Below are 25645 nucleotides of genomic sequence, written 5' to 3'. Positions count from 1 at the left end.
ATGACAAAAGTAGCAAAAAAAATTGCCAAAGATTTATTAGAGATTGAAGCGGTATTTTTAAACCCTAATGAGCCGTTTACCTGGGCTAGTGGCATAAAAAGCCCGATTTATTGTGATAACCGTATCACGATGAGTTATCCTGCTGTGCGTAAAGAAATTGCAGAAGGCTTAGCGGCAAAAATTAAAGAAACTTTCCCAGAAGTCGAAGTGATTGCTGGGACAGCTACCGCAGGGATTCCACATGCGGCATGGGTAGCCGATATTTTAGGATTACCAATGGTTTATATCCGCAGTAAAGCCAAAGATCACGGCAAAGGGAATCAAATTGAAGGCCGAATTTCTGAAGGACAAAAAATGGTAGTTATCGAGGATTTAATTTCAACAGGCGGTAGCGTGTTAGAAGCGGCAGAAGCGGCGGAACGTGAAGGAGCAACGGTTTTAGGCGTTGCGGCAATCTTCACTTATGAGTTACCCAAAGGAACGGCAAATTTTGCAGATAAACAGATGACGTTACTAACGTTAACCAATTATTCAACTTTAATTGATGCTGCATTAGAAGCAAATTATATCGAAGAAAAAGATGTTACCTTATTACAAGAATGGAAAAAAGATCCTGAAAACTGGGGCAAATAACCGTTGAACTAAAGATAGTTCTTGTCGTCTGATTTTTAGTGTCATTTTCAGTAACCAGATTTAACGGTAGGAGAACTTAGGTCATTTGCCGAGGAGCGTAATGATCTAAGTTCTTTTGTTTGACGTAGAAAAGATGTTAGGATAGAGTTTTAACATGAGTTTTACCTGATTACTATGTGGAAATGAAGGAAGAGTGTATGAAAAAAATAAAAAATATGGACGTTGAATGGAGCTATACAGGCAACGATGGACCAGAACATTGGCATACGCTATGTGACTGGTTTGCAGAAGGTGCTAAGTTTGCTTATCAATCGCCAATTGCTTTAGAAAAAGAAAGTGCTGAGACAATAAATTCTCAGATTACGTTTCATTATAAAAAAGAAGAATTCACTGAAAAGGAATTCAAAAATACGTTTCATTTTGTACCACCAAATATGGAAAGTTACGTAATGTTTGAAAATGTTGCGTATCATTTAACCGATATCCATTTTCATATGCCTAGCGAACATTTGCTATCGGGAAAGCAGTATCCGCTAGAATTCCATTTGGTTCATATGAACGACGCTGGCGAAAATTTAGTTGTCGGTTGCCTGTTTACCATCACTGAGGAAGAAAATCGTTTTTCAGAAGCGAATCATCCGATGGACTGGGAAAACGGCACGCACCAACAATGGTTTAATCCGTCAATCTTTTTACCAGAGGAGCGTCTACACTACCATTATGTAGGCTCGTTAACAACACCGCCAACTAAGGGTCCAGTGAAATGGTTTGTATTTGATACCATTCAAAAAATGGATCAAGCTTTTTTAAATAAGATCAAGGAAGGTATGTTGGCCTTTAACAATCGGCCCCTTCAGCCGTTGAATGGGCGTAAGATTTATTTTTCAAATGATTAGTGTGTGGAGGAAAAAGTGTTGAATATTCAACAAATGAAGTATGTTGCTGCCATAGCTAACAATGGGAGTTTTCGGGAAGCAGCCAAAAAACTATTTATTACACAACCTAGCTTGTCAAATAGTATTCGAGAATTAGAAGAAGAACTAGGGATTTCCCTCTTTTTACGTACCAATAAGGGCGCTTTTTTAACAGAAGAAGGAATGGTTTTTTTAGAACAAGCAGAGAAAGTCTTAGTTCAAATGGAGTTATTGGAAAATCGCTATCGCGAGACAGTGACCAGCGAACGATTCTCCATCTCTTCACAACATTACGATTTTTTAGGTGAGGTAATTGCCAAAGTTCTTAAAAAGTATGGGGATCAATATAAAGATTTTCGTGTCTTTGAAACCACAACCTTAAAAGTAATTGAAGACGTCAAAGGATTTCACAGTGAGTTGGGGATTATTTATTTAAATGAACAAAATAGTGTCAGTATTGAACGGTATTTAGAACAAGCTAATCTAGCCTACGAGGTAATTAGTACCTTTAATACACACATTTTTTTAGGTAATCATCATCCTTTAGCCAAGCAAAAAGAAATTCATTTAGAGGAATTAGTTCCCTATCCACAAGTTCGCTTTAATCAAGAAGGAAGCAATTTTTCCTATTTTTCTGAAGATTTAGTTGAAATTCCTGAACAGGAATCGGTCATTCATACTACAGATCGTGGAACTTTAATGAATTTGTTGGTAGAAACCAATGCTTATGCTTCTGGTTCAGGAGTCGTAACGGGTTTTACGAAGAAAGAAATTCGGTTAGTGCCATTGGCGCCAGCTTTGGAAAATCGTATTTGTTTACTCTTTCCCAAAAATCGGGAAATCAGTCCAATTGGTCGCTACTTTATCAAAGAACTAAAAGCGTTGTTTAAAAAAGAGGTAGATACCAAAACGTTTAGCACTAAGGAATAAAAAGAAGAGGTCGGGACAGAAGTGTTTAACTCCGAGAAATAAGAAGGAATTTCCGAAAATTGTTCTTTAATTTTTGGAGAATTTCGGCTTATTTCCGAAGGAGTTGCTTCTGTTCCCGCCGTTTATTAGTTTTTGAGCGTGGAGCAAAAATCCAAAGTGATTTTTGTCCCACGCTCTTCTTTTTTGGCTCATTTTGAAACAGTAGAAATGGTTTCTCTTTCAATTAATGTGACAGGTACTTGAATGTCTTCTATGATTTGAATGTCTTGTTGCATCGTTTGTAATAACACTTCACCAGCTAGTTTTCCCATTTCTTTAAAGTCTTGTGCCATGGTTGTTAATGGCGGTTCGACAAATGCTGCCGCTTGAATATCGTCAAAACCAATAATCGATAATTCTTTTGGCACATGAATACCTAGGTTTTTACAGTTTCGTAAACAATGTAACGCGCTGAAGTCATTATCGCAGACCACGGCTGTGAGTTGGTGCGCCTCAAAATACTGTTTAAAGTTGTGTTCATCTAAGAGATTGGTTTCCGTGATTGCTGTATGAAATGCCAGATTGGCTTCTTTTAAAGCTTGGAGATAACCTAAATAACGTTGCCGAACGGATTGTAGGGCTGGACTTCCTGAAAGGATATATCCAATTTTTGTATGTCCTAAGCCAATTAAGCGTTCGGTTGCTGTTTTACCACCAGCAAAGTTGTCTGATTGAATGGTTGCAAAAGGTAAATCATGGATCTTTTTATCCAAGACAACGACTGGAAAATTCATCAAAGCCAACTCAAACAATAAGTCGAGGTAGTCATTACTAGTAGCAGCATAATAGACAAGCCCGGCAAACTCATTCACAATGTCCGCAGCATTTTTCTCTCTCAAAAAATTAGGCGAGGTCATAAAGACTTCTAAACCAGCTGCTTGAATAGTAGGGGCCAAACCGCTATAGAAATTTCCTACTGATAAATCGTCTGCAAAAGGCAATAAAAAAAGAACTTTATTTAAAGAGGTATGAAGAGGATGCTTTGGTGCTTGAACAAAACTTCCTTTTCCTTGGTGACGTTGGATTACGCCTTGCGTTTCCAACTCAGTTAGCGCTCGTTTGGACGTAATTCTACTGACGTTAAACTGAGCCGATAATTCTTTTTCGGTAGGCACTTGCGCTCCAACAGGCAATCGCCCTGAATCAATTTCATTTTGTAAATAATCAATAATTTGTTGATATAATGGTTGCTTCATTCATTTCACCTCACAATAAGATATATCTTATTTATAGTTTACCATAAATTAATTGGTTTTAAAATGAAAAAAATGATCGAAATCACTAGACAAAGTGAAATGTAAACGCTATAATTCAATTGTGAAATGATATATCAAATTTAAGAGGTGACGAGAATGGTTTATACAGAAGTTCCAAAATCCGTAGCAACATTTATGGAGACAATTACAGAAAAATGCGGTGAAGCACATCAAGATTGGGCAAAAAACTTTCAGGCGGCCTTTGCCAATACTTTACTAACAACAGTGAAACGTCAAGAAGATGGTACTACCTTTTTATTAACAGGCGATATTCCAGCAATGTGGTTGAGAGACTCAACAGCGCAAGTTCGTCCCTATTTAGTGATTGCGAAAGAAGACGAAGACCTTGCTCAAATGATTGCTGGGTTGGTTAAGCGCCAGTTTCGTTATATTTGCATTGATCCTTATGCCAATGCGTTTAATGAAACAGATAATCATGCAGGCCATCAAACTGATAAGACCGAAATGAATGGCTGGATTTGGGAACGGAAATATGAAATTGATTCATTATGTTACCCGGTCCAATTAGCCTATTTACTTTATAAAAATACTGGGATGACCGAACAATTTAATTCAGATTTTGTGGAAGGCGTCAAAAAAATTCTCAACGTTTTCACAACAGAACAAGATCACGCACAGTCACCTTATTTATTTGAACGAGATACGTGGCGTCAAGAAGATACGTTGGTTGAAGCAGGGAAAGGAACGCCAGTCGGCAAAACAGGGATGACATGGTCAGGCTTCCGTCCTAGTGATGATGCCTGCCAATATGGTTACTTAGTTCCTTCTAATATGTTTGCAGTCGTAATTTTAGGCTATATTCAAGAAATTTTCTCTGATGTTTTAGAAGATGCTACGATTGTGGCGATTGCTAAAAAATTACAAGAAGAGATTGAAGAAGGCATTCAAACATTTGGACGAACAAAAAATCAAAATAACGAAACGATTTACGCGTATGAAGTGGATGGCTTAGGCAATGCAAGCGTGATGGATGACAGTAATGTTCCCAATTTAGTAGCAGCCCCTTATCTGGGTTATTGTTCAACAGAGGATGAACAATATTTAACAACGCGTCAAACCTTATTAAGTAAAGAAAATCCTTACTTCTATGAAGGCAAATACGCGAAAGGGATTGGTAGCTCGCATACACCAGAAAATTACGTGTGGCCGATTGCTTTAGCAATGGAAGGAATGACAACCAAAGATAAAGCAGAAAAAGAACGGATTTTAGATTTATTAGTTGCCACAGATGCGGGGACTCATTTGATGCATGAAGGTTTTGACGTAGATAATCCTGAAAATTATACAAGAGAATGGTTTTCATGGGCTAATATGATGTTTTGTGAATTAGTTATGGATTATTTTGACATCCGAGTGGAAAAATAGGAGGAAAAGTGATGACAAAGAAAAAAGTCTATATTGTTTCCCATAGTCATTGGGATCGTGAATGGTATCTTCCTTATGAAGAACATCATATGCGCTTAATTGAATTAGTGGATAATGTATTAGATTTAATTGAAAATGATCCAGAGTTTAACAGTTTCCATTTAGATGGACAAACGATTATCTTAGACGACTATTTACAAGTTCGCCCAGAGAAAAAAGAAGCCGTGAAAAAAGCTGTCCAAGCAGGCAAACTAAAAATCGGACCATTTTATATTTTACAAGATGACTTTTTAATTAGCTCTGAATCCAATGTTCGAAACATGCTGATTGGGCATTTAGAAAGTCAAAAATGGGGAGCACCAGTTCAATTAGGTTACTTCCCGGATACATTTGGTAACATGGGTCAAACGCCTCAAATGATGCAATTAGCAAATCTGCCTGCGGCTGCCTTTGGGCGCGGGGTGAAACCGATTGGCTTTGATAACCAAGTCTTAGAAAGCGACTATAGCTCACAATATTCTGAAATGTGGTGGGAAGGTCCTGATCAAACGAAAATTTTCGGCTTGCTTTTTGCTAACTGGTATAGTAATGGGAACGAAATTCCTTCAGAAAAAGAAGCGGCAATCGCTTTTTGGAAACAAAAATTGGCTGATGTGGAACGTTACGCTTCCACAAACCATTTATTGATGATGAATGGGGTCGACCACCAACCGGTACAAAGAGATATTACTAAGGCCATCGCTTTAGCCAATGAACTATTCCCAGAATATGAATTTATTCATTCCAATTTCGATGACTATTTGAAAGCTGTTCAAGAGGAGTTACCAGAAGATTTAGGAACAGTAACAGGTGAATTAACGAGTCAAGAAACGGATGGCTGGTACACATTAGCCAATACTTCTTCTGCTCGCGTCTATTTAAAACAGTGGAACACAAAAGTCCAACGCCAATTAGAAAATATCGCAGAACCTTTAGCAGCAATGGCTTACGAAGTAACTGGCGACTACCCACATGACCAATTTGATTATGCTTGGAAAACATTGCTTCAAAACCATCCGCACGATAGTATTTGTGGCTGTTCTGTCGACGAGGTTCACCGAGGCATGATGACTCGCTTTGAAAATGCCAATGATGTCGGGCATTTCTTAGCAGATGAAGCAACACGACAATTAACAGAAGCAATTGATACAAGTGTTTTCCCAGAAAAAGCGCACCCGTTTGTTTTATTTAATACTAGTGGCTATCAGAAATCGGAGGTTGTCACTGTGGAAGTGGAGATTGAACGATTGCCATTTTATACAGGAAAACCTGAAGATCTTTATCATGAATTAAAACAAAAAGCCACCCCAGATTATCAAGTGATTGATCCAACAGGACAAGCAGTTGCAAGCCGTATTGTCAAAGAAGATGTTCGTTTTGGTTACGATTTACCTAAAGATGCTTTCCGTCAACCGTACATGGCTAAATACTTAACGGTCGAATTATCTGTCAAAGAAATGGCGCCATTCTCTTGGGATAGCTTTGCATTGATTCAAGGAAAAACGAAAGCTTTTGAAGGAAGTCTTTTGGCTCAACCAGCAACAAATGAAATGGAAAACGAATTTATTCAAGTGAAAATTGAAAACAATGGTAGCTTAACCATTGCTGACAAAAAAACAGGAGAAACATTTTCAAAATTGTTAACATTTGAAGATACTGGCGACATTGGGAATGAATATATCTTTTTCAAACCGACCGAAGACCAAGGAATTACAACCGAAAATGTAACGGCTGAAATTACGAATAAAGAAAATTCCCCTGTAAAAGCAAGTTATCAAATTAAACAAACCGTCATGTTACCAGTTGCAGCAGATGAACGATTAGAAGAAGAACAAAAGGCTGTTCGTGAGTTTAGAGAACGCCAAGCACAACGTTCAACGACGCTTCGCCCGTTCGAAATAACGACAGTGGTTACAATGATCAAAGAAAGTAACCAATTATTCTTTGAAACAACCATTAATAATCAAATCAAAGATCATCGTTTACGCGTGCTTTTCCCAACTGGCATGGTCACAGAAACACACGAAGCGGATAGTATTTATGAAGTCGTGACACGACCAAATCAAGTAAGCGACACATGGGAAAATCCAACAAACCCGCAGCACCAACAAGCGTTTGTGAATGTTCATGACCAAAACAAAGGCCTGACTATCTTCAATGAAGGCTTAAATGAGTATGAAGTCTTGGCAGATGGAACCATTGCGGTCACATTAATTCGTTGTGTTGGCGAACTAGGTGATTGGGGCTATTTTGCGACACCAGAAGCACAATGCCAAGGAGAATATACCTTTAAATATGGTTTGTCATTGCATGGAAAACCAGAAGAACGCTTTGCTACGTATCAACAAGCCTATAGTGCACAAATTCCTTTTACTGCAGCTACTACTGCGCGTCATGAAGGTAAACTAGCACCGAACCATGTCTACTTGACAACGGCAGAAGGACCAATTGGTTGGACAGCCGTTAAACGTCAAGAGCAAACAAATCATTTAGTCGTTCGTGGCTTTAATCTAACAGCGCAAAATATTTCTTGTGAACTTTACAAAGAGACACAACCAGCGACTTGTTTAACAAATGTATTAGAAGAACCGTTGACACCAGCGATAGAAGTTGATGCACCATTACGTCCGTTTGAAATTCGGACATGGCGTTTCGAAAAATAAATAAATAGGAGAACTTTGTTGAAAAGGACAAAGTTCTCCTATTTTCTTCTCTGTCGTTTTTTTGAGATATTTATAATAAAAATCTAGCGATACAATGAGAAAATCATTCATTTTACGGTCAATTTGTGCTACTATAACGTCAACTGAAGGAGTGAAGCTAAATGGATTTAACCAATCGTTTTAATCGTCAAGTAAATAAAATTGCTGTTTCTTTAATTCGTCAATTTGACGAACAAGTCTCAGGAATTGAAGGTATTTTAAAATTAACGCTAGGAGAGCCGGATTTTAACACACCTGAGCATGTCAAAAAAGCAGCCAAAGAAGCAATTGATGCGAATTTTTCTCATTATACAGGGATGTCTGGTTTATTAGATGTCCGTGAAGCAGCCGCTTATTTTATGAAAGAAAAGTACCATTTGACTTACCAGCCTGGGACAGAAATTTTAGTAACAGTTGGAGCAACAGAAGCGATTTCAGCTTCGTTATTAGCAATTTTAGAACAAGGTGACAAAGTGCTATTGCCAGCACCTATTTACCCAGGGTATGAACCAATTATTACATTGGCGGGGGCGGAACCGGTATATTTGGATACACGAGACAACGATTTTGTCTTGACCCCTGAAATGATTGAAGCGGCAATGGCCGAGCATGGGGAACAAGTCAAAGCAATTATTTTAAATTATCCTAGCAACCCAACTGGTGTCACCTATAACCGCCAAGAGTTGCAAGCAATTGCTGATGTTCTAAAAAAATACGACATTTTTGTGATTAGTGATGAAATTTATAGTGAGTTAACTTATGATGAGAGTCATGTTTCGATTGCTGAAATGTTACGTGACCAAACGATTTTAATTAACGGTTTGTCGAAATCACATGCCATGACAGGCTGGCGGATTGGCTTTATTTTTGCACCAGCGATTTTAACAACGGAGATCATTAAAGTTCATCAGTATTTAGTTACTGCGGCTGCAACAGTGTCTCAAAAAGCGGCTGTTCGTGCCTTAATCGAAGGAATGCATGATGCTGAAATTATGAAAGAAGAGTATCGGAAACGGCGCGATTTTGTTTATGAACAGATGACTCAATTGGGGTTTGAGGTTGCACGTCCAAATGGCGCCTTTTATATTTTTGCTAAGATTCCTACTGGTTATGAACAAGATTCTATGAAATTTTGTATTGATTTAGCGCAAAAAGAAGCAGTAGCGTTGATTCCAGGTATTTCTTTTGGCCCAGAAGCAGAAGGATACGTCCGAATTAGTTATGCGTCCGATATGGATAAATTAACAACGGCCATGGAACGAATTGCACATTACATGGCGACACAACGCGTAACGCACTAGCCTTTATAGATTCTTTACACACCTTTACCTTTTATTTACATTTAATTGAAACAGAATTAACAGAGTCTTGGTAGACTAAACTTGTAACTAATTGAAAAGGAAGTGCAAAGATGAAAAAACGTGTAATTGCAGCAACTATGCTGAGTCTAGGGTTATTATTAACTGGGTGCGGAGCTCAAGGAGGCACAACTGAAAAATCCAGCGAAGCGGATAGTAACAAACCAGTTAAAATTGTCGCTGTTGGTTCCACCGCTTTACAACCATTAGTAGATGCTGCGAAAGATCAATTTACACAAGAACATCCTAATTATACAGTTTCTGTCCAAGGTGGCGGCAGCGGAACAGGACTTTCGCAAGTTGCAGATGGCGCAGTGACCATTGGAAATTCCGATGTGTTTGCCGAAGAGAAAGATGGCGTGGATGCCTCTAAATTAGTCGATCATCGGGTGGCCGTGGTCGGTATGGGACCAGTGGTCAACAAAGAAGTCGGCGTGAAGAATTTAACGAAGCAACAATTGATTGATGTCTTTACTGGCAAAGTCAAAAACTGGAAAGAAGTGGGCGGCAAAGATCAAGAAATCGTCGTAATAAACCGCGCAAACGGAAGTGGCACCCGAGCAACATTTGAAAAATGGGGCTTAGATGGAGCTAAACCAGTTCAATCACAAGAACAAGATTCTTCGGGAACAGTTCGTAAAATTGTTGAACAAACACCAGGAGCAATCAGCTATTTAGCTTTTTCTTATATGGATGATTCCACCGTTGCCTTAAGCATTGATGGTGTTGAACCAAAAGAAGAACACGTGAAAGACAATTCATGGAAAATCTGGTCTTATGAACATATGTATACAAAAGGGGAGCCTAATAAAGAAGTAAAAGCCTTCTTAGACTATATGGTCACCGATGATGTTCAAAAGACAATTGTCAAAGACTTAGGTTATTTAGCCATCACAGACATGCAAGTAGAACGAGATGTAAATGGAAAAGTAACTGAAAAATAAACAAAAAAACTCAGCCAATAAACAGGATTGGCTGAGTTTTTTTAGGCTTCTTTTTTTGTTAAAGGCAAGGTGATTGTAAAAGTGGTCCCTAAGCCTAAGTGACTATCAATGGCGATTTTACCGCCTAATAATTCTGTGTAATTTTGGACAATAGCTAGACCTAGACCGGTGCCACCAGAATGACGGCTACGTGCTTTATCGACACGATAGAACCGTTCAAAGATCCGTTCTTGGTCTTTTTGACTAATGCCAATGCCAGTATCTTGAACAGATAAACGTAATTGCTGATTTTCTATAGCATAAGAAATAGTAATCTGACCATTTTTTTGGGAATACTGAATGGCATTTTCAATTAGATTCTTCACGATTGGATAAAACAATTCGTATTTGGTGAAAAACTGGCTCTCTGGCAGACCATGAACGACTGTTTTCAGCTGTTTTGCTGCCAATTGTTGCTGATAAGAACCGAGAATTTCTGTAATAAATTTTTCTAAAGTAATTTCTTGTTCTGCATAAGGAATTGTTGCACTGCCCCGAGAAAGTTCTAAAATTTCTTGAATTAATTGTTGCAGACGCTGGGCATCTTTTTGCATGATGTGCAAAAATTGATCAAGGACTTTCGGATCTTCTTTGGCGCCATCTATGAGTGTCTCGGTAAAGCCTAAAAGAGAAGTGACAGGCGTTTTTAATTCATGAGACACGTTTGATACAAAATCTTTTTGCATTTTTTCTAGTTGGCGAACGCGCGTTAAATCATAGGCAATTCCTAATACTTGATAATCATTGGCACTTTGATCATCCAAGTAACGAAGAGAAAGATCTAAGCGTAAAGGTGTTGGTCCCTGTGTCACAGTGATTTCTTGATGTAAGCTGTTTTTTTCAGCGACGACTTGATGGATTAAATGAATCAAATCGGCGTCTTGAATCACTTCAAGATAATTGCTTTGCATATTTTTAGCAGAGAGTCCTAACATTTCCTGCATTTTAGGGTTCAACAGACGAAGCCGTCCTTGCGTATCAATGATAAAGACACCAATCATCAACTCATCTAAAAGTTCGTGAAATTGCTCATCCGCAGACGTATACGCTTTATACGTTTGACTTACTTGTTGACTCAGTAAGTTAATAGTTTCGTAAAGTTCATTCCATTCAGAAGATTGCTGGATAATGGATCGATTTTCATCTGGATGTTTAAGCATTCGTTTCAGAATCGGTAAGACAGTCACTAGCGGTTGATTTTTTTGCCGTAACAATAAAAAGATAAACAAGGTAATTAGTAGGAACAAGATGCCAAATGTAAAGATAATATAGCGACGAAAAGATTGGATATTTTTAGAAAATAGCGCGGTTTGTTCCGAAATCCGAATAATACCAACGATTTCTCCTGATTTTAAAACAGGCGTGGCAACGTACAGAAGTTCTTTATTTAACGTTTTACTCTTTCGTAAAGCTGAACCATAGGTAGCTCCTGATAGAACCGCAGCGATTTCAGGTCGTTTTTTGTGCGACTCTAGCGGTTCATTTTGGCTGCTGTCAAAAAAGACGGTACCATTTTTTTGCAACAAAGTTACCCGTTCTTCTGCATCATCTAACGCATGGGTGACAAGGAGTTGTTGTTGGTTTGTCAGTTGCCCTTTTTCGAAAACGGAAGGGGGCAACTGGTCTGTTAAAAGGGTATTTTTTCTTCTTAAATAGGTTTCTTGCTGAGCAACCATTTCTTTTTGAAAGAAAAAATTGGTCGCTGCAATACTCCCGACAAATAATAAAAGCATGACTGCCGCAACTAAAAAATATTCAATCCGCAGTCTCTTTTTCATCGTTTTGGCTCCTGAAAACGGTAGCCAAAGCCACGGACAGTTACTAAGTAAACGGGCCGTTTGGGATCGGGCTCGATTTTATCACGTAAATGACTAATGTGGACATCGACGATGCGACTTTGTCCAGCGAAGTCATATTGCCAAATTCGTTCCAACAAGGTTTCCCGATTAATGACCCGATCTTTGCGTTTCATAAAGTAAACGAGTAATTCAAATTCTTTCGGTGTTAGTTCAATGGGCTGATTGCGCACAAAGACCTCATAATTTTGTTCATCCACACGAATCTCGCCAATCACAAGCGGAGCTTTAGGTGTGTCCTCTTGAAGCGGTTCGGTCGTGGTAGGTTTTAAACGACGAAAAATAGCTTTCATGCGTGCTAGGACTTCTCTGGGACTAAAAGGTTTTGTTAAATAATCATCTGCCCCAATTTCTAAGCCGATGATTTTATCTACTTGTTCATCTTTGGCAGTTAAAATCAAAATAGGCGTGTCAATTTTTTCTCGACGAAGTGCTTTGGTAATTTCTAAGCCATCCATACCAGGAAGCATTACATCTAAAATTATAAAATCATATTGATTAGACAAAGCTAATTCGAAGCCGTTTTTACCATCTTCGGAAGTAGTCACCTGATAGCCTTCTTTTTCCAAATTAAAGGTTAACAAAGTTAAAATCGATGGTTCATCATCGACGACAAGAACTTTTTTCATTTACATAACTCCTTCAAGAAATTTCTGAAAATAAGTGTATATTTCACTATTGTTAGTTTAACATATTTTTAGAGGAAGAACGTACTTTAAAGTAAGCGAGAATGCTACTTTTGAGAAAAGTCAACTCATGGTATAATAGAGAAATGAAATGAGGAGAAGCGAATGATTGGTATTAGTAGTTGCTTAGGTGGGATTTGTTGCCGTTACGATGGAAAATCTCAAGAACAAGAAGCGTTAAAACAACTTGTAACTAATGGAAAAGCAATAATGATTTGTCCCGAAGTTTTAGGAGAGTTGCCCATTCCACGTCCGCCAGCAGAAATCATTGGCGGGGACGGCTTTGATGTTTGGGCGAATACTGCTTATGTATATACGGATAATGGGGAAGATGTCACTGAGGCGTTTAAAGCAGGGGCACAGCGCGCGTATCAAAAATTAAAAACTCAACAAATTACAACCTTGATTTTGAAAGAAAAAAGTCCCAGCTGTGGCAGCCAGCTGATTTATGATGGACAATTTTCTGGCATTAAAAAAGCTGGAGTTGGAGTCGCAACTGCTTATTTTATTCAACAAGGAATGACCGTTTATTCTGAAGAAACATGGCAACTTGCGGACATTTCTTTTTAAAAGGTAAAAACTTAGTAAAAAAAGATTGACTATTCCCTATGAAATCGGTAACCTATAAGGGATTGAAGATGGGAGCACGGCTCATGGAAATGGAAAAAACAAACCGCATGAATGCGTTATTTGAATTTTATTCGACATTATTAACGGAAAAGCAGATGAATTATATGGAGCTTTACTATGCTGATGACTTTTCTTTAGGAGAAATTGCGGAAGAATATGAGGTTAGTCGCCAAGCGGTTTATGATAACATTAAACGAACCGAAAAAATTTTAGAAGAATACGAAAAAAAGTTACATCTTTATTCAAACTATGTTGTACGGAAAGAATATCTTGAACAACTACAGCAGTATGTTCAAGAAACTTATCCCAAAGATAGTGAAATCAAAAAATATATTGAACAAATTCAAGAAATAGAGGAATGAAACTATGGCTTTTGAGAGTTTAACAAACCGCCTACAACAGGCAATGAGTAAAATCCGTCGTAAGGGAAAAGTTTCCGAAGCCGACGTAAAAGAAATGATGCGAGAAATCCGTTTGGCTTTATTAGAAGCCGACGTTAATTTACAAGTGGTCAAAGATTTCACAAAACGCGTCAGAGAACGGGCAGTAGGAGTCGAAGTATTAGAAAGCTTATCACCAGCCCAACAAATTGTAAAAATTGTTGATGAAGAATTAACGAAAACGTTAGGTTCAGAAACGGTTGAATTGAATAAATCTTCAAAAATCCCAACAGTGATTATGATGACAGGGTTACAAGGGGCTGGTAAAACAACTTTTACTGGTAAATTAGCCAAACACTTAATGAAAACTGAAAACGCTCGTCCGCTTTTAATCGCTGGTGACGTTTATCGTCCAGCAGCGATTGATCAGTTGAAGGTTTTAGGTCAACAATTAGAAGTTCCCGTTTTTGATATGGGAACAGATGCTAATCCAGTGGAAATTGTTCGTCAAGGGTTAGCATTAGCAAAAGAAAAGAAAAATGATTATGTCTTAATTGATACGGCCGGCCGTTTACACATTGACGAAGCTTTAATGGACGAATTGAAACAAATTAAAGAGTTGGCTAATCCCAATGAAATTCTGTTAGTTGTTGATGCGATGACGGGGCAAGATGCTGTCAACGTTGCAGATAGTTTTAATGAACAGCTTGGAATTACTGGGGTTGTTATTACCAAAATGGACGGCGATACTCGTGGGGGGGCTGCGCTGTCAATTCGGGCAGTAACGGGCGCTCCGATTAAATTTGTCGGTTCTGGTGAAAAATTAACTGATTTAGAAATTTTCCATCCCGATCGTATGTCGAGTCGTATCCTAGGTATGGGGGACATGTTGACGCTAATTGAAAAAGCGCAACAAGATTACGATGAGAAAAAAGCAGAAGAACTTGCTCAAAAAATGAAAGAAAACAGTTTTGACTTTAACGATTTCATTGAGCAATTGGATCAAGTTATGGGCATGGGACCGATTGAAGACTTATTAAAAATGATCCCTGGAATGAGTAACATGCCTGGTATTGAAAATGTCAAAGTCGATCCAAAAGATGTGGCACGGAAACGGGCGATGGTCTTATCAATGACCCCTGCAGAACGTGAAAATCCTGATCTATTAAATCCTAGTCGCCGCCGCAGAATTGCAGCTGGTTCAGGAAATAGTGTGGTTGAAGTCAATCGTATGATTAAACAATTTAAAGAATCCAAAAAAATGATGCAACAAATGTCCAAAGGGGATATGAACATTCCTGGTATGGATCAAATGCTAGGTGGCGGCGTTAAAGGCAAGCTAGGTAAAATGGCCATGAATCGTATGATGAAGAAAAACAAAAAGAAGAAAAAGAAAAAAAGATAAACAGGCTTTAGTTAATTATTGGAAGAAACAGAAAGTGCGCTATCAGTCGAAGAGACTGATGGCGCACTTTCTGTTTAAGCGTAGTTTTGGATAATTGCGTTTAACGCTTCGGCAAAACCAGCGCCGTGTTGTTCATAATATGACGTAAATCGTTCATCACCAACATACATAAGCCCTAACCCTTTATGTGCTTCTGGCGAATAGCTTGACCAAGAGTACATTAACCAATCTTTGTGTAATTGGAAAATTTCTTGCGCAAGTTGGCTAGTCAATTTGGGTGATTTTTGATACATGGCTAACTTAGAAAATAAATCTTTTTCCACGTTCTGCATTGCTTGCATGTCTTTTTCCGTCAAGTTTAAATATTTTTTGTTGGCTTGTTCAATCGTTTCGTTGCCATATTTTTCCCGAATCTCTTTACCATATTTTTCTTCGTTTTCTTGAACTTTTTGTTGTTTGAATGCTTCGAATTTTTGCTGATCTGACATGTTTATCTCTCCTTTGTAATGGTGTAAGGTTTGTTGAACAGAGGCTAAAAGACGATCAATTTCATTGCGCTTTTCCAATAGTTTTTGTTGATGCTCGTATAAAGCCTGTTCAACATTAAAGTCAGGTTGCTCCAAAATTTCTTTAATTTCATCTAGTTTCAGATCCAATTCACGGTAAAAAAGAATTTGTTGCAAACGATTCACCTCGGCTTGCCCGTAAATTCGATAACCAGAAGAATTAATTCTGGCTGGTTGAAGAAGACCAATTTCATCATAATATCGTAACGTCCGTGCACTGACGCCAGATAGTGAAGCCATTTTTTTAATTGTATATTCCATCATTCATTCCTCCTGACAAAATCTATCATAAACCTTTACGTAACGAGAAGGTCAAGCAAAAAAATAAAAAAAGTGAGACAACCTGTAAAAAGTTGCCTCACTTTTTCTCGATTGATTCAATTAGGCAGTTAAGCGATTAAAGAAATCCACGTAAGCATCTACAATTGATTGTAAGAAGCCAACAGTGCCATCAATAATTTTACCATCTTCACCAATTAAGTTCGTAATACCGCCAATATAGGCTTCAGGTTGTTGTAAAGTTGGAACATTTAAGAAGACTAATGATTGTCTTAAATGATGGTTCGCACCAAATCCGCTAATTGCACCTGGTGAAACACTCACCACAAGTCCTGGTTTTTTATCCCAAACGCTTTCGCCATACGGACGTGAACCGACATCCAATGCATTTTTTAAAACAGCTGGTACTGAACGGTTATATTCTGGTGTTACAAACATTACGCCATCTACTTGTTTAACTTCTTCACGGAATGTTGTCCAAGCTTCGGTGGGGGTTCCTTCATCATCCAAATCTTGATTGTATAATTCTAAATCACCAATGTTAATAAAAACAGGTTCGAAATCAGCTGGAAATAAGTCCGCCATTGTTTTTGCTACCAATTTGTTAAATGAATCTTTTCTTAAACTCCCTACAAAAATACCAATTTTTTTTGTCATGTAAATCCCTCCATTTTCTTTTACTTACTTTATGATAGTACTTTTCCAAAAAAAGCGCAAACGTTTTATCCTTGTACATTGTTGAACTTCGTAACTTCACGTATAATAGCTAGTAAAAGGATGAGTAAAGGAGCAACTGCTTGAATAAAAAAATAAATTGGCGCCGACAGTTAACACCGTTGGAGAAACAAACATTGACTGAATTAAAAAACAAGGAAATGATTAAACAAGGAACTTTTTATAAATTGGAACAAACATTTCCTGAGGAATCAGCTTATACTTATTATGGTTTATACAGGAAGGAACAAACCATTCAAGCATATATCGTAGGGTATTGTTTTGATGGGGAAACCTTGGAAGCGACGATTGTTGCGCCAAATGTAGGACCATTTTTTGAAGAACTTGTTCAAGAACTCGAAAAGCAAGCAGCTTTGTGGGGAATGAAAGAAGTCTTTCTCGTGATGGACGACAAGCAATCTGTTGGCCTGAATTATTTTAATAGACAAGGGATTCTGCCAGCTTTTTCAGAACAGTATCTGGTTTTTCAAAGAGAAACTTACTCACAGGCGTTGGCGAAGCTGACACTTCTCCGACCACAAGTGGCTGATTTGGATTCCTTGGCTAGGTTACTCGAAGGTACGCCTTTGCCGGAGGACCTTCAACGAACACTTATTTATAAAGAAAACAATCAACTTTTAGCCACGCTACGTTTGGATCATTTTGAAAACGAATGGGGGATTTATGGCTTTGTTGTGACAAAAACGCAACGAGGTCGCGGTCTTGGCCGTCAAGTGTTACAGTCTGCGCTCCGAATGATTTTAGAAAATTCAGCTTCAGCGACTATTTTTTTAGAAGTTGAAACAGAAAATCAAGCAGCGCTTCATCTCTATCAAACAGAAGGCTTTCAAGTGAGAAACCAGTACAACTATTATCAAATTTTGTAAAAATTCTTCATTATTTCGTTTGTTTTCCTGCAAATTGGCTAAAAAAATTGAAAAAAAGTAAAGGTGTCAAGAAAAAACTCTTTACAGGTTGTTGTTAATCTGTTAAACTAACTCTTGTGATTAAGTTAATGGAGGTGTATTTAATAATGGCAGTTAAAATTCGTTTAAAACGTATGGGTTCTAAAAAGAGTCCTTTTTACCGTATTGTAGTAGCTGATTCTCGTTCTCCTCGTGATGGACGTTTCATCGAAACTGTAGGTACTTACAACCCTTTGAAAGACCCTGCAGAAGTAGTTTTAAAAGAAGATTTAGTTTTAGATTGGTTATCTAAAGGTGCGCAACCTTCTGATACAGTTCGTAACATCCTTTCAAAAGAAGGCGTTATGAAAAAACATCATGAAGCTAAAAACGTTAAGAAATAAGGTGATTGAATATGGCAGATGTGAAAGAGTTAATTTTAACTATTGTCCGTCCGTTAGTCAGTCAACCTGAAGCAGTCTCATTAGAAATTGAGGAATCAACTGATTTCCTCGAGTATAATTTGACTGTGGCCAAAGAAGATATTGGACGTATCATTGGTAAACAAGGGCGTGTTGCAAAAGCAATTCGGACAATTGTTTATAGTGTACGTATCGATGGTCCGAAAAAGGTCCGTTTAAATATTCTTGATGGTAAATAAGCATTAACAAGGAGGTAGCCTAGCTATCTTCTTTTTTTATACATAACCAAAAAGTTTTCATTGCTAGAGATAGGCCTTTCTTGCTAAAATAGATGTATCCAGAATAAAGGAGCGATTTGTATGGCAAAACGAATTATCATTATGAACTTTGATATTGAAAGTAAATCGTACCAAGCATTTTCCGAAATAAAAAAGATGCAGGCAGAAAGACAGCTTAAAGGTGAGCAAATGGCGGTTGTTACGCATGTTAATGATGGCCAGCATCAATTTAAAATCAATGATTTTATCGATTTTACAGGCAACAATCATACATCAAAAGATAGCATGATTGGGATGCTAGTAGGCATATTAGGTGGTCCTCTGGGCATTCTTTTTGGCTGGTTTGCTGGAAGTATGTATGGTGCAAGCAAAGACGCCAAAGAAATTCAAGAAGCACAAACGGTTTTTGAACATGTGATTCAAAAGATTGATGAAGGACAAACGGGATTGTTATTAATTGCAGAAGAAGAAGACAACCGTCCGCTCAACCAATTGGTTATGTTTGACTTAGGTGGCGAAATCACGCGGCTTGATTTAGAGGAAGTCCAACAAGAAATTAACGATGCGAACGAAGTTGCAAATGAAGCGAAACAATCGTGGCAAGCAAAAAAAGAACAACATAAAGAAGCGACATCGAAAGAAGAATAAGGAGCAAAGACTGTTTTCTGAATAAAGGGAAACAGTCTTTTAAAATACTAAGAAATCACGGTTTTTTATGGTAGTTTGCTAATTTTTTGTTATTTTATCGTAAAATACGGTAAACTAAGAAGAAAACTTTGAGAAAATAGATAAATTATTATTTGCTAAAGGAGCAAACTTCTTCTAAAATAAAAAGGAAGTTTAAAAGAAAGTATGGTAGCAGATGGAAATACAATTTTTAGGAACAGGCGCTGGTGTGCCAGCAAAACATCGCAATGTCACAGGGATTGCGTTGAAATTATTAGATGAACGAAATGCAGTTTGGCTCTTCGATTGTGGTGAAGGGACTCAATTGCAAATTTTAAAAAGTAGTATTCGCCCAAGAAAAATTGAAAAGATTTTTATTACACATTTACATGGGGATCATATTTTTGGTTTACCTGGTTTGTTAAGTAGTCGTTCTTTTCAGGGCGGGACAGAACCTTTAGAAATCTATGGACCAGTTGGGATTGCTGATTTTGTCAAGACTTCTTTACGGGTCTCGCAATCGCGGTTGTCCTATCCACTGAAATTTATTGAATTAACGAAAGAAAATGACGTTATTTTTAAAGATAAACAATTCACTGTTCGCTGTAATATCTTGGACCATGGCATCACGAGCTTTGGCTATCGAATTGAGGAAGCAGCGCATGAAGGAGAATTACAAGTAGAGAAACTTCAAGCTTTAGGGATTCCTTCTGGGCCATTGTATGGCAAACTCAAACGTGGTGAAACGATTGTTTTTGATGGACAGGAAATTAATGGACAAGCGTTTGTGGGAGAGCGTAAACCTGGACGAATCGTGACGATTTTAGGAGACACTCGCAAAACTAAAAATAGCGTAACCTTAGCACGACGAGCGGATGTTTTAGTCCATGAAAGTACGTTTAATAAACACGAAGCAAAAATGGCAAAAGCCTACTTCCACTCAACCAGTCAACAAGCAGCTGAAGTTGCAAAAGAAGCGCAAGTAAAACAACTTATCTTAACGCATATTAGTGCCCGTTATTTAACCAAAGAGGCCTATCAGCTTCAAGAAGAAGCCCAAGAAATTTTCCCCAATACAAAAATCGTAAAAGATATGGATATCATTGAGATTCCATTTGCCAATGAAGGAGGAGCTTAGATGGATTTAACAAATAAAGTCGTTGTCGTAACTGGAGGTTCAGCTGGTTTAGGTGAACAAATTTGTTATGAAGCAGCTAAACAAGGGGCAGTCGTCGTTGTCTGCGCCCGCAGAATTAATTTGATTGGTAAAGTTCGCGAGCAGTGTGCCGCTTTAAGCGGACGAGAAGCATTTTCTTATCAATTAGATATTGCCGATCCAGAAAGTGTTGAACGTGTGGTTGAAGCTATTTCAGCAGAAGTTGGTCCTATAGATGTTTTAGTCAACAATGCTGGTTTTGGCTTGTTTGAAAATTTTGTTGAAATTGACTTGGCTGTTGCACGCCAAATGTTTGATGTCAACGTTTTAGGAATGATGACGTTTACTCAAAAAGTAGCTATTAAAATGATTGAAGCTGGGCAAGGACATATTATCAACGTTGCTTCAATGGCTGGGAAGATGGCTACAGCTAAATCAACCGTTTATTCTGCAACGAAATTTGCTGTGTTAGGTTTTTCAAATGCTTTACGTTTAGAATTGAAACCGTTGGGTGTAGCAGTAACGACTGTCAATCCAGGACCAATCCAAACAGAATTCTTTGATAAAGCGGACCCGACAGGCACTTATCTAGCTGCGGTGGATAAAATTGTTTTAGACCCTACGAAATTAGCGAAAGAAGTGGTTGGGAGTATGGGGACTTCTCGACGTGAGATTAATCGTCCGTTTGTCATGGAAGCGGCTGCCCGCTTTTATACATTGTTTCCACATTTAGGAGATTTCATAGCGGGAAATATTTTAAATAAAAAATAAAGGAGTCGATCAAGTCATGAAAAATCAATGGCGTGTTATTTTGGGCCTTGTGTTGGTCTTAATTGTTGTTATTTTTGCTGTTTTAAATAATCAAGCTGTTCCAGTAAACTTTGGTTTTACTAAAATTAGTGGACCGTTAATCTTAATTATTTTAGGTTCTGCAATTATTGGCGCACTAGTTGGATTACTAACCTCCACAACCACCATTTGGAACCAACGTAAGGAATTAAAAGCTGTACAAAAAGAGTTGGATATTTATAAAAATGATATGGATAAATTAGTCAAAGAAGAAACGGAAAAAGTTCAACGTTCTTTTGATAATCAATTGGCTGATTTGCAAGCCAAACAAGCGGCAGCACCACAAGTCGCAGAACCAGTGGTCAACGAACAAACATCAAACACAGAAGTAGACGCAACGCCTGTGTCAGGTAGTCGTATTGATCGTTATGTGAAACCTCGTGTGAATGAAGAGGAACAAAAATAAGGAAGAGACTTTATCACTAAGTTTCTTTTAAAATAAAACTGTGATATCTGCTATTTATCTAACAGATATCACAGTTTTTTTCTCAGATTTAAAAAAATGCTTTCTTTAGTTTTTGGAAAAATTTTGCTATAATTACTTGGTTAGGAGTGACGTCGTGAAAAAATCAAACTATCAATGGCAGTTACAGACAAAGACAGAATTACCTGTAGAATTTATAGAACAATTAAAAAAAGAACAAATTAATCCATTAATTGGCCAACTTTTATGGCACCGCAATATCCGGACAGAAGAAGCATTACGTAAGTTTCTACATCCGACTATCGAAGATATTTATGATCCGTTCTTAATGCATGATATGGAGAAAGCGGTAGCCCGCATCCAGCAAGCCGTCGAAGCGGGTGAACAAATCCTTGTCTATGGGGATTATGATGCAGATGGCATCACTAGTACCACGGTTATGAAAGAAGCAATCGAATTAGTCGGTGGCATGGTTCAGTACTTTCTACCGAATCGTTTTGTTCATGGATATGGGCCTAATAAAGACGTATTTGCTGAACAAATTGAACAAGGAGTCCAATTAATTGTAACCGTTGATAATGGTGTAGCCGGACATGAAGCAATTAGCTACGCTATGGCTCAAGGGGTAGATGTAATCGTTACTGACCATCATGAATTGCCTGAACAATTACCAGAAGCCTTTGCGATTGTCCACCCTAGACATCCGCAAGGTGACTATCCTTTTGGAGATTTAGCTGGTGTTGGTGTGGCTTTCAAAGTCGCTACTGCGTTACTTGGTGAATTGCCAATTGAGTTATTAGATTTGGTAGCAATTGGGACAATTGCTGACTTGGTTTCATTAACCGATGAAAATAGAACGTTTGTCAAAATGGGCCTTCAAATGATTCAAACTGGTGATCGAATTGGTTTAGACGTTTTATTACAAGAAGCGGGTGTGAAAAAGGAAGCTGTTTCAGAAGAATCAATTGGCTTTACCATTGGACCTCGTTTAAATGCGTTAGGTCGATTAGGGGAAGCCGCACCAGGTGTTGAATTAATGACTACATTTGATGAAGAGCAAGCGCTGGAAATCGCTAAATATATTGATCAACAAAACAATGAACGAAAAGATATTGTAACGACGATTGCCAAAGAAGCGCTGGATTTAATCGACCCGAATGCGCCGGTCCATATTTTAGCGAAACAAGGCTGGCATGAAGGCGTCTTAGGGATTGTCGCGGGCCGCATTATGCAAGAAACGGGGAAACCAACCATTATTTTAGCAATAGATGAATCTGGTACGACCGCTAAAGGCTCTGGACGCAGCATTAGCGCATTGAATCTCTATGAGGCGTTGAACGAAGTGCGTGAGCAATTCACTCATTTTGGTGGGCATCATATGGCAGCGGGAATGACTTTACCTGTTGAAAATATTCCTTTTGTTCAAGAACATTTGTCACACTTTATTGAAAAAAATCAAATTGATATGGCTAATGGACAAGAGTTGCTCATTAGTGAGAGCTTAGCGGTTTCGCAGGCAACGACTACTTTTATTGATCAATTGCGTATTTTGGCGCCTTTTGGGACTGATAATACTGTGCCAACTTTTGTATTTAAGGAAATCACGCCTACGCAAATTCGTAAAATTGGTGCAGATAATGCACATCTGAAATTTCAAATGAATCAAGAAGGGGCGCAATTGGATGCAATTGCTTTTCAAATGGGGCCTCAAGCGGATGAACTAGCACAAGGAACCGCCGATGTGGCAGGCCAACTTTCCATCAATGAATGGAATGGTCGTAAGAAACCACAATTAATGGTGACTGATTTTGCTGTATCGGGAAGACAATTATTTGATTTTCGTGGCAAAAATAATCAAACGAAACCAATTCCTTCAGAAGCAACAGCTTATCTTTTGTTTGATGAAAAAAATCAAAAATTCATTTCAGATCCAACCGCTAATATTATTGTTTGGTCAAACCAAGAAGAATTGGTGGAAGCTGTTTCTCAAAATCAAATCGAACAACTGGTTTTTGTCGACTGTCCTGTGGAAGCAATCACGGTTAAAGAAATTGTTGAAGCGACTGAGATACAACGTATATACATGATGTTTATTTCACCAGAAGAAGCTTATTTAAACGGTATGGCTTCACGTGAACAATTTGCAACATTGTATAAATTTATTTTGCAGCAAAAAGAAGTAAATCTACGTTCCCAGCTATCGAAGGTGGCAAATTACTTAAATATCCAAGAAAAATTATTAATTTTCATGATACAGGTGTTTTTTGACTTAGGATTTGTTACAATAGAAAGCGGTGTTTTAAACAGTATTGAGAAACCCGACAATCGACCATTGACTGAAAGTCAAGTGTACCAACAACGATTGAAAAAAATAAAAACAGAAGAATTTCTACTTTACAGTGATTGTCAAACAATACAACAATGGCTGTGGAATGAGGAGGACAAATAAAAATGGATTTAAGAGATTACATTGCAAGCATTCCAGATTATCCTGAGAAAGGGATCGTGTTCCGTGACATTTCTCCATTAATGGCTAATGGGGATGCCTATCGTGAAGCAACGAAACAAATCGTGGATTACGCGAAAGAAAAAAGAATTGATATGGTTGTAGGACCGGAAGCTCGTGGCTTTATTGTCGGCTGTCCAGTGGCTTATGAACTAGGGGTTGGCTTTGCTCCGGTTCGTAAAAAAGGAAAACTTCCTCGTGAAACCATCGAAGTGACTTATGACTTAGAATATGGTTCAGATACATTAACGTTGCACAAAGATGCCATCACACCAGGCCAACGTGTTTTGATTTGTGATGACTTGTTAGCAACTGGTGGTACAATTAAAGCAACCATCGAATTAGTCGAACAATTAGGTGGTATTGTGGTTGGTTGTGCGTTCCTAATTGAATTAATGGATTTACATGGCCGCGATAAAATTGATGGCTACGATATTGTTACCTTAATGGAATACTAATCTAATTTAATTAGAAAGAGCGAAGGATTTAATCCTTCGCTCTTTCTTTGACATATTTATAAAAACGGAGCGTAGCTTGGGGGGAACACACCGTTTTATTATTTATTAAGGGAACTTACGATAAACGTATCTTGCTTGCTGTTGTTTACGTGTACGTGTATAACGCTTCTCATCCCATGACATAAACCAAAGAATAAATAACGGCGTCACGATCATAAAAGCAAGACGTAATCCTAATGTTCCCAAAAAAATACCTATAACCAATACAAAAAATAAAAATCCAACACGACGAATTGCTTCCATGTGTATCACCTCTTCATTTGATTCGAACGAGTGTTCGTATTGTTATTATACGAATGTATGTTCGTTTTGTAAAGTCTTTTCTACTAATTTATGTTAAAATAATTCGAAAAGAAGAATAATCCTTTATAATAAAGAGATTTAGGGCAATAAAAGAACACGATGCTCAAAGCATCGTGTTCTTATTGTGCTGTGATTACGTATAAAAGAGAACAGAAAAATACATGAGGATCGCTGCAAGCATGACGAACAAGTGCCAAACCACATGCATAAACCGCACATTTTTCAATGAATAGAAGGCTGCACCTAATGTGTAAGACACGCCCCCTGCGACTAATAACGCCGTTCCTGTAAACCCAAGAGATTCATATAACGGACGAGCAGCGATGATACAGAGCCAACCTAAAACAATATAAATAATCGTTGAAATGTTTTTCACTGTTTCTTGTTTATGCAACGTGAGGGATTTATAGACAATACCGACAATGGCGATTAACCAGACTAAACTAAATAAGGTCCAACCTAACCAACCGCCAATACTAATTAAGCAAAACGGCGTATAGCTGCCAGCAATCAATAAGAAAATAGAACTATGATCGAAGACCTGAAAGACCTTTTTGGCTCTTGTAAAAATTAAACTATGAAATAACGTTGAAGATAAAAAAAGTAGAATCAACATGGAGCCATAAATAGCATAAGATACCACGTGAATCGGTGAGCCTAAACGAGCTCCTTTAACAAGTAAAATGACTAAGCCAGCAATACTTAAACCTGCGCCTATGCCATGTGTAACTGCATTTAAGACTTCGTTCACGATTAGGTATTTTTTTGAGAAATGCGTTTTTTCCAATAAATTCACTTCCTTTATTTTAATTTGATGAAAAATTCGGCAGTGTCTGTTATACTATAACTAGATAATTAACCG

26 protein-coding genes are annotated in these 25645 nt (G+C 38.0%); 19 read left to right on the top strand and 7 right to left on the bottom strand.

Translation table 11 applies throughout. The annotated features are described in order from the left end of the window. The 3 genes from pyrE (at nt 1) to IGJ46_RS06850 (ending at nt 2477) form a co-directional block, all read left to right on the top strand. The gene (pyrE, locus tag IGJ46_RS06860) at nt 1-633 is read left to right on the top strand and encodes an orotate phosphoribosyltransferase (RefSeq protein WP_002360179.1); all 633 of its coding nucleotides are present in this window, start codon (nt 1-3) and stop codon (nt 631-633) included. Between the two features lie 182 nt (nt 634-815). Then, a complete protein-coding gene (locus IGJ46_RS06855) occupies nt 816-1529 on the top strand; it encodes a carbonic anhydrase (RefSeq protein ID WP_002401371.1) in 714 nt (237 codons plus the stop codon). 18 nt (nt 1530-1547) lie between these two features. Next, a complete protein-coding gene (locus IGJ46_RS06850) occupies nt 1548-2477 on the top strand; it encodes a LysR family transcriptional regulator (protein WP_002361904.1) in 930 nt (309 codons plus the stop codon). Between the two features lie 188 nt (nt 2478-2665). On the opposite strand, the gene IGJ46_RS06845 is transcribed toward IGJ46_RS06850, so the two are convergent. Continuing rightward, nucleotides 2666-3712: a GntR family transcriptional regulator gene (locus IGJ46_RS06845; protein WP_002357421.1), complete on the bottom strand. Its 1047-nt coding sequence runs from the start codon at nt 3710-3712 to the stop codon at nt 2666-2668. Between the two features lie 156 nt (nt 3713-3868). Between IGJ46_RS06845 and IGJ46_RS06840 the strand changes: the two genes are divergently transcribed. The 4 genes from IGJ46_RS06840 to IGJ46_RS06825 all read left to right on the top strand — a co-directional run bounded on the left by IGJ46_RS06840 (nt 3869) and on the right by IGJ46_RS06825 (nt 10201). Then, nucleotides 3869-5158, top strand: a complete 1290-nt coding sequence (locus IGJ46_RS06840; RefSeq protein ID WP_002357422.1) for a glycoside hydrolase family 125 protein — start codon at nt 3869-3871, stop codon at nt 5156-5158. Between the two features lie 11 nt (nt 5159-5169). Beyond that, complete coding sequence (locus tag IGJ46_RS06835) at nt 5170-7860, top strand: alpha-mannosidase (protein WP_218391101.1); 2691 nt, start codon at nt 5170-5172, stop codon at nt 7858-7860. Nucleotides 7861-8021: 161 nt separating this feature from the next. Then, entirely contained in the window at nt 8022-9200 is a 1179-nt protein-coding gene (locus IGJ46_RS06830) for a pyridoxal phosphate-dependent aminotransferase (RefSeq protein ID WP_218391099.1), read from the top strand. Nucleotides 9201-9310: 110 nt separating this feature from the next. Further along, nucleotides 9311-10201 (top strand): phosphate ABC transporter substrate-binding protein PstS family protein, encoded by an 891-nt coding sequence (locus IGJ46_RS06825; protein ID WP_002357425.1) that lies wholly within the window; start codon nt 9311-9313, stop codon nt 10199-10201. 41 nt (nt 10202-10242) lie between these two features. Here IGJ46_RS06825 and pnpS read toward each other — a convergent pair whose 3' ends face one another. Together pnpS and IGJ46_RS06815 are read right to left on the bottom strand one after the other, a co-directional pair. Continuing rightward, nucleotides 10243-12018: a two-component system histidine kinase PnpS gene (pnpS, locus tag IGJ46_RS06820; RefSeq protein WP_002392419.1), complete on the bottom strand. Its 1776-nt coding sequence runs from the start codon at nt 12016-12018 to the stop codon at nt 10243-10245. Continuing rightward, entirely contained in the window at nt 12015-12725 is a 711-nt protein-coding gene (locus IGJ46_RS06815; protein ID WP_002360193.1) for a response regulator transcription factor, read from the bottom strand. Before IGJ46_RS06815 ends, pnpS begins: the two co-directional genes overlap by 4 nt. 162 nt (nt 12726-12887) lie before the next feature. On the opposite strand from IGJ46_RS06815, the gene IGJ46_RS06810 reads away from it, so the two are divergent. From IGJ46_RS06810 to ffh, 3 genes are all read left to right on the top strand, one after another. Then, on the top strand, nt 12888-13352 hold the full coding sequence (locus tag IGJ46_RS06810; RefSeq protein ID WP_002357428.1) for a DUF523 domain-containing protein: 465 nt from the start codon (nt 12888-12890) through the stop codon (nt 13350-13352). A gap of 83 nt (nt 13353-13435) precedes the next feature. Next, nucleotides 13436-13774: a putative DNA-binding protein gene (locus IGJ46_RS06805; protein ID WP_002357429.1), complete on the top strand. Its 339-nt coding sequence runs from the start codon at nt 13436-13438 to the stop codon at nt 13772-13774. Nucleotides 13775-13778: 4 nt separating this feature from the next. After that, entirely contained in the window at nt 13779-15197 is a 1419-nt protein-coding gene (gene ffh, locus IGJ46_RS06800; protein WP_002409459.1) for a signal recognition particle protein, read from the top strand. 74 nt (nt 15198-15271) lie between these two features. Here the strand turns inward: ffh and IGJ46_RS06795 are convergent, their stop codons facing one another. Both IGJ46_RS06795 and IGJ46_RS06790 read right to left on the bottom strand, forming a co-directional pair. Next, nucleotides 15272-16027: a MerR family transcriptional regulator gene (locus tag IGJ46_RS06795; protein ID WP_002357431.1), complete on the bottom strand. Its 756-nt coding sequence runs from the start codon at nt 16025-16027 to the stop codon at nt 15272-15274. A gap of 117 nt (nt 16028-16144) precedes the next feature. After that, the gene (locus IGJ46_RS06790; RefSeq protein ID WP_002357432.1) at nt 16145-16699 is read right to left on the bottom strand and encodes an NADPH-dependent FMN reductase; all 555 of its coding nucleotides are present in this window, start codon (nt 16697-16699) and stop codon (nt 16145-16147) included. A 140-nt stretch (nt 16700-16839) separates the two neighbouring features. Here IGJ46_RS06790 and IGJ46_RS06785 point away from each other — a divergent pair, with 140 nt between their 5' ends. The 9 genes from IGJ46_RS06785 to IGJ46_RS06745 all read left to right on the top strand — a co-directional run bounded on the left by IGJ46_RS06785 (nt 16840) and on the right by IGJ46_RS06745 (nt 24420). After that, entirely contained in the window at nt 16840-17643 is an 804-nt protein-coding gene (locus IGJ46_RS06785) for a GNAT family N-acetyltransferase (RefSeq protein WP_010710303.1), read from the top strand. Between the two features lie 146 nt (nt 17644-17789). Continuing rightward, nucleotides 17790-18065, top strand: coding sequence for a 30S ribosomal protein S16 (gene rpsP, locus IGJ46_RS06780; protein ID WP_002357434.1), 276 nt, complete (start codon nt 17790-17792; stop codon nt 18063-18065). 11 nt (nt 18066-18076) lie between these two features. After that, on the top strand, nt 18077-18322 hold the full coding sequence (locus IGJ46_RS06775) for a KH domain-containing protein (protein ID WP_002357435.1): 246 nt from the start codon (nt 18077-18079) through the stop codon (nt 18320-18322). A gap of 120 nt (nt 18323-18442) precedes the next feature. Continuing rightward, nucleotides 18443-19009, top strand: coding sequence for a hypothetical protein (locus tag IGJ46_RS06770; protein WP_002357436.1), 567 nt, complete (start codon nt 18443-18445; stop codon nt 19007-19009). Between the two features lie 214 nt (nt 19010-19223). After that, complete coding sequence (gene rnz, locus IGJ46_RS06765) at nt 19224-20165, top strand: ribonuclease Z (protein ID WP_002360200.1); 942 nt, start codon at nt 19224-19226, stop codon at nt 20163-20165. Next, nucleotides 20166-20954 (top strand): SDR family NAD(P)-dependent oxidoreductase, encoded by a 789-nt coding sequence (locus IGJ46_RS06760; protein ID WP_002364028.1) that lies wholly within the window; start codon nt 20166-20168, stop codon nt 20952-20954. Between the two features lie 16 nt (nt 20955-20970). After that, entirely contained in the window at nt 20971-21438 is a 468-nt protein-coding gene (locus IGJ46_RS06755) for a LapA family protein (protein ID WP_002357439.1), read from the top strand. A gap of 154 nt (nt 21439-21592) precedes the next feature. After that, a complete protein-coding gene (recJ, locus tag IGJ46_RS06750; RefSeq protein ID WP_218391089.1) occupies nt 21593-23905 on the top strand; it encodes a single-stranded-DNA-specific exonuclease RecJ in 2313 nt (770 codons plus the stop codon). A gap of 2 nt (nt 23906-23907) precedes the next feature. Next, the gene (locus IGJ46_RS06745; protein ID WP_002357441.1) at nt 23908-24420 is read left to right on the top strand and encodes an adenine phosphoribosyltransferase; all 513 of its coding nucleotides are present in this window, start codon (nt 23908-23910) and stop codon (nt 24418-24420) included. A gap of 105 nt (nt 24421-24525) precedes the next feature. On the opposite strand, the gene IGJ46_RS06740 is transcribed toward IGJ46_RS06745, so the two are convergent. After that, nucleotides 24526-24723, bottom strand: a complete 198-nt coding sequence (locus tag IGJ46_RS06740; protein WP_002360203.1) for a hypothetical protein — start codon at nt 24721-24723, stop codon at nt 24526-24528. A 193-nt stretch (nt 24724-24916) separates the two neighbouring features. Then, a complete protein-coding gene (gene trhA / locus IGJ46_RS06735; protein WP_002357443.1) occupies nt 24917-25570 on the bottom strand; it encodes a PAQR family membrane homeostasis protein TrhA in 654 nt (217 codons plus the stop codon). Between the last annotated feature and the right edge of the window lie 75 nt (nt 25571-25645).

This window comes from Enterococcus sp. AZ120 (assembly GCF_050546165.1).
In the GTDB taxonomy this organism is placed as follows: domain Bacteria; phylum Bacillota; class Bacilli; order Lactobacillales; family Enterococcaceae; genus Enterococcus; species Enterococcus faecalis.
Note: the sequence above shows the minus strand (reverse complement) of the source record. Positions and strands in the feature narration are given on the sequence as shown.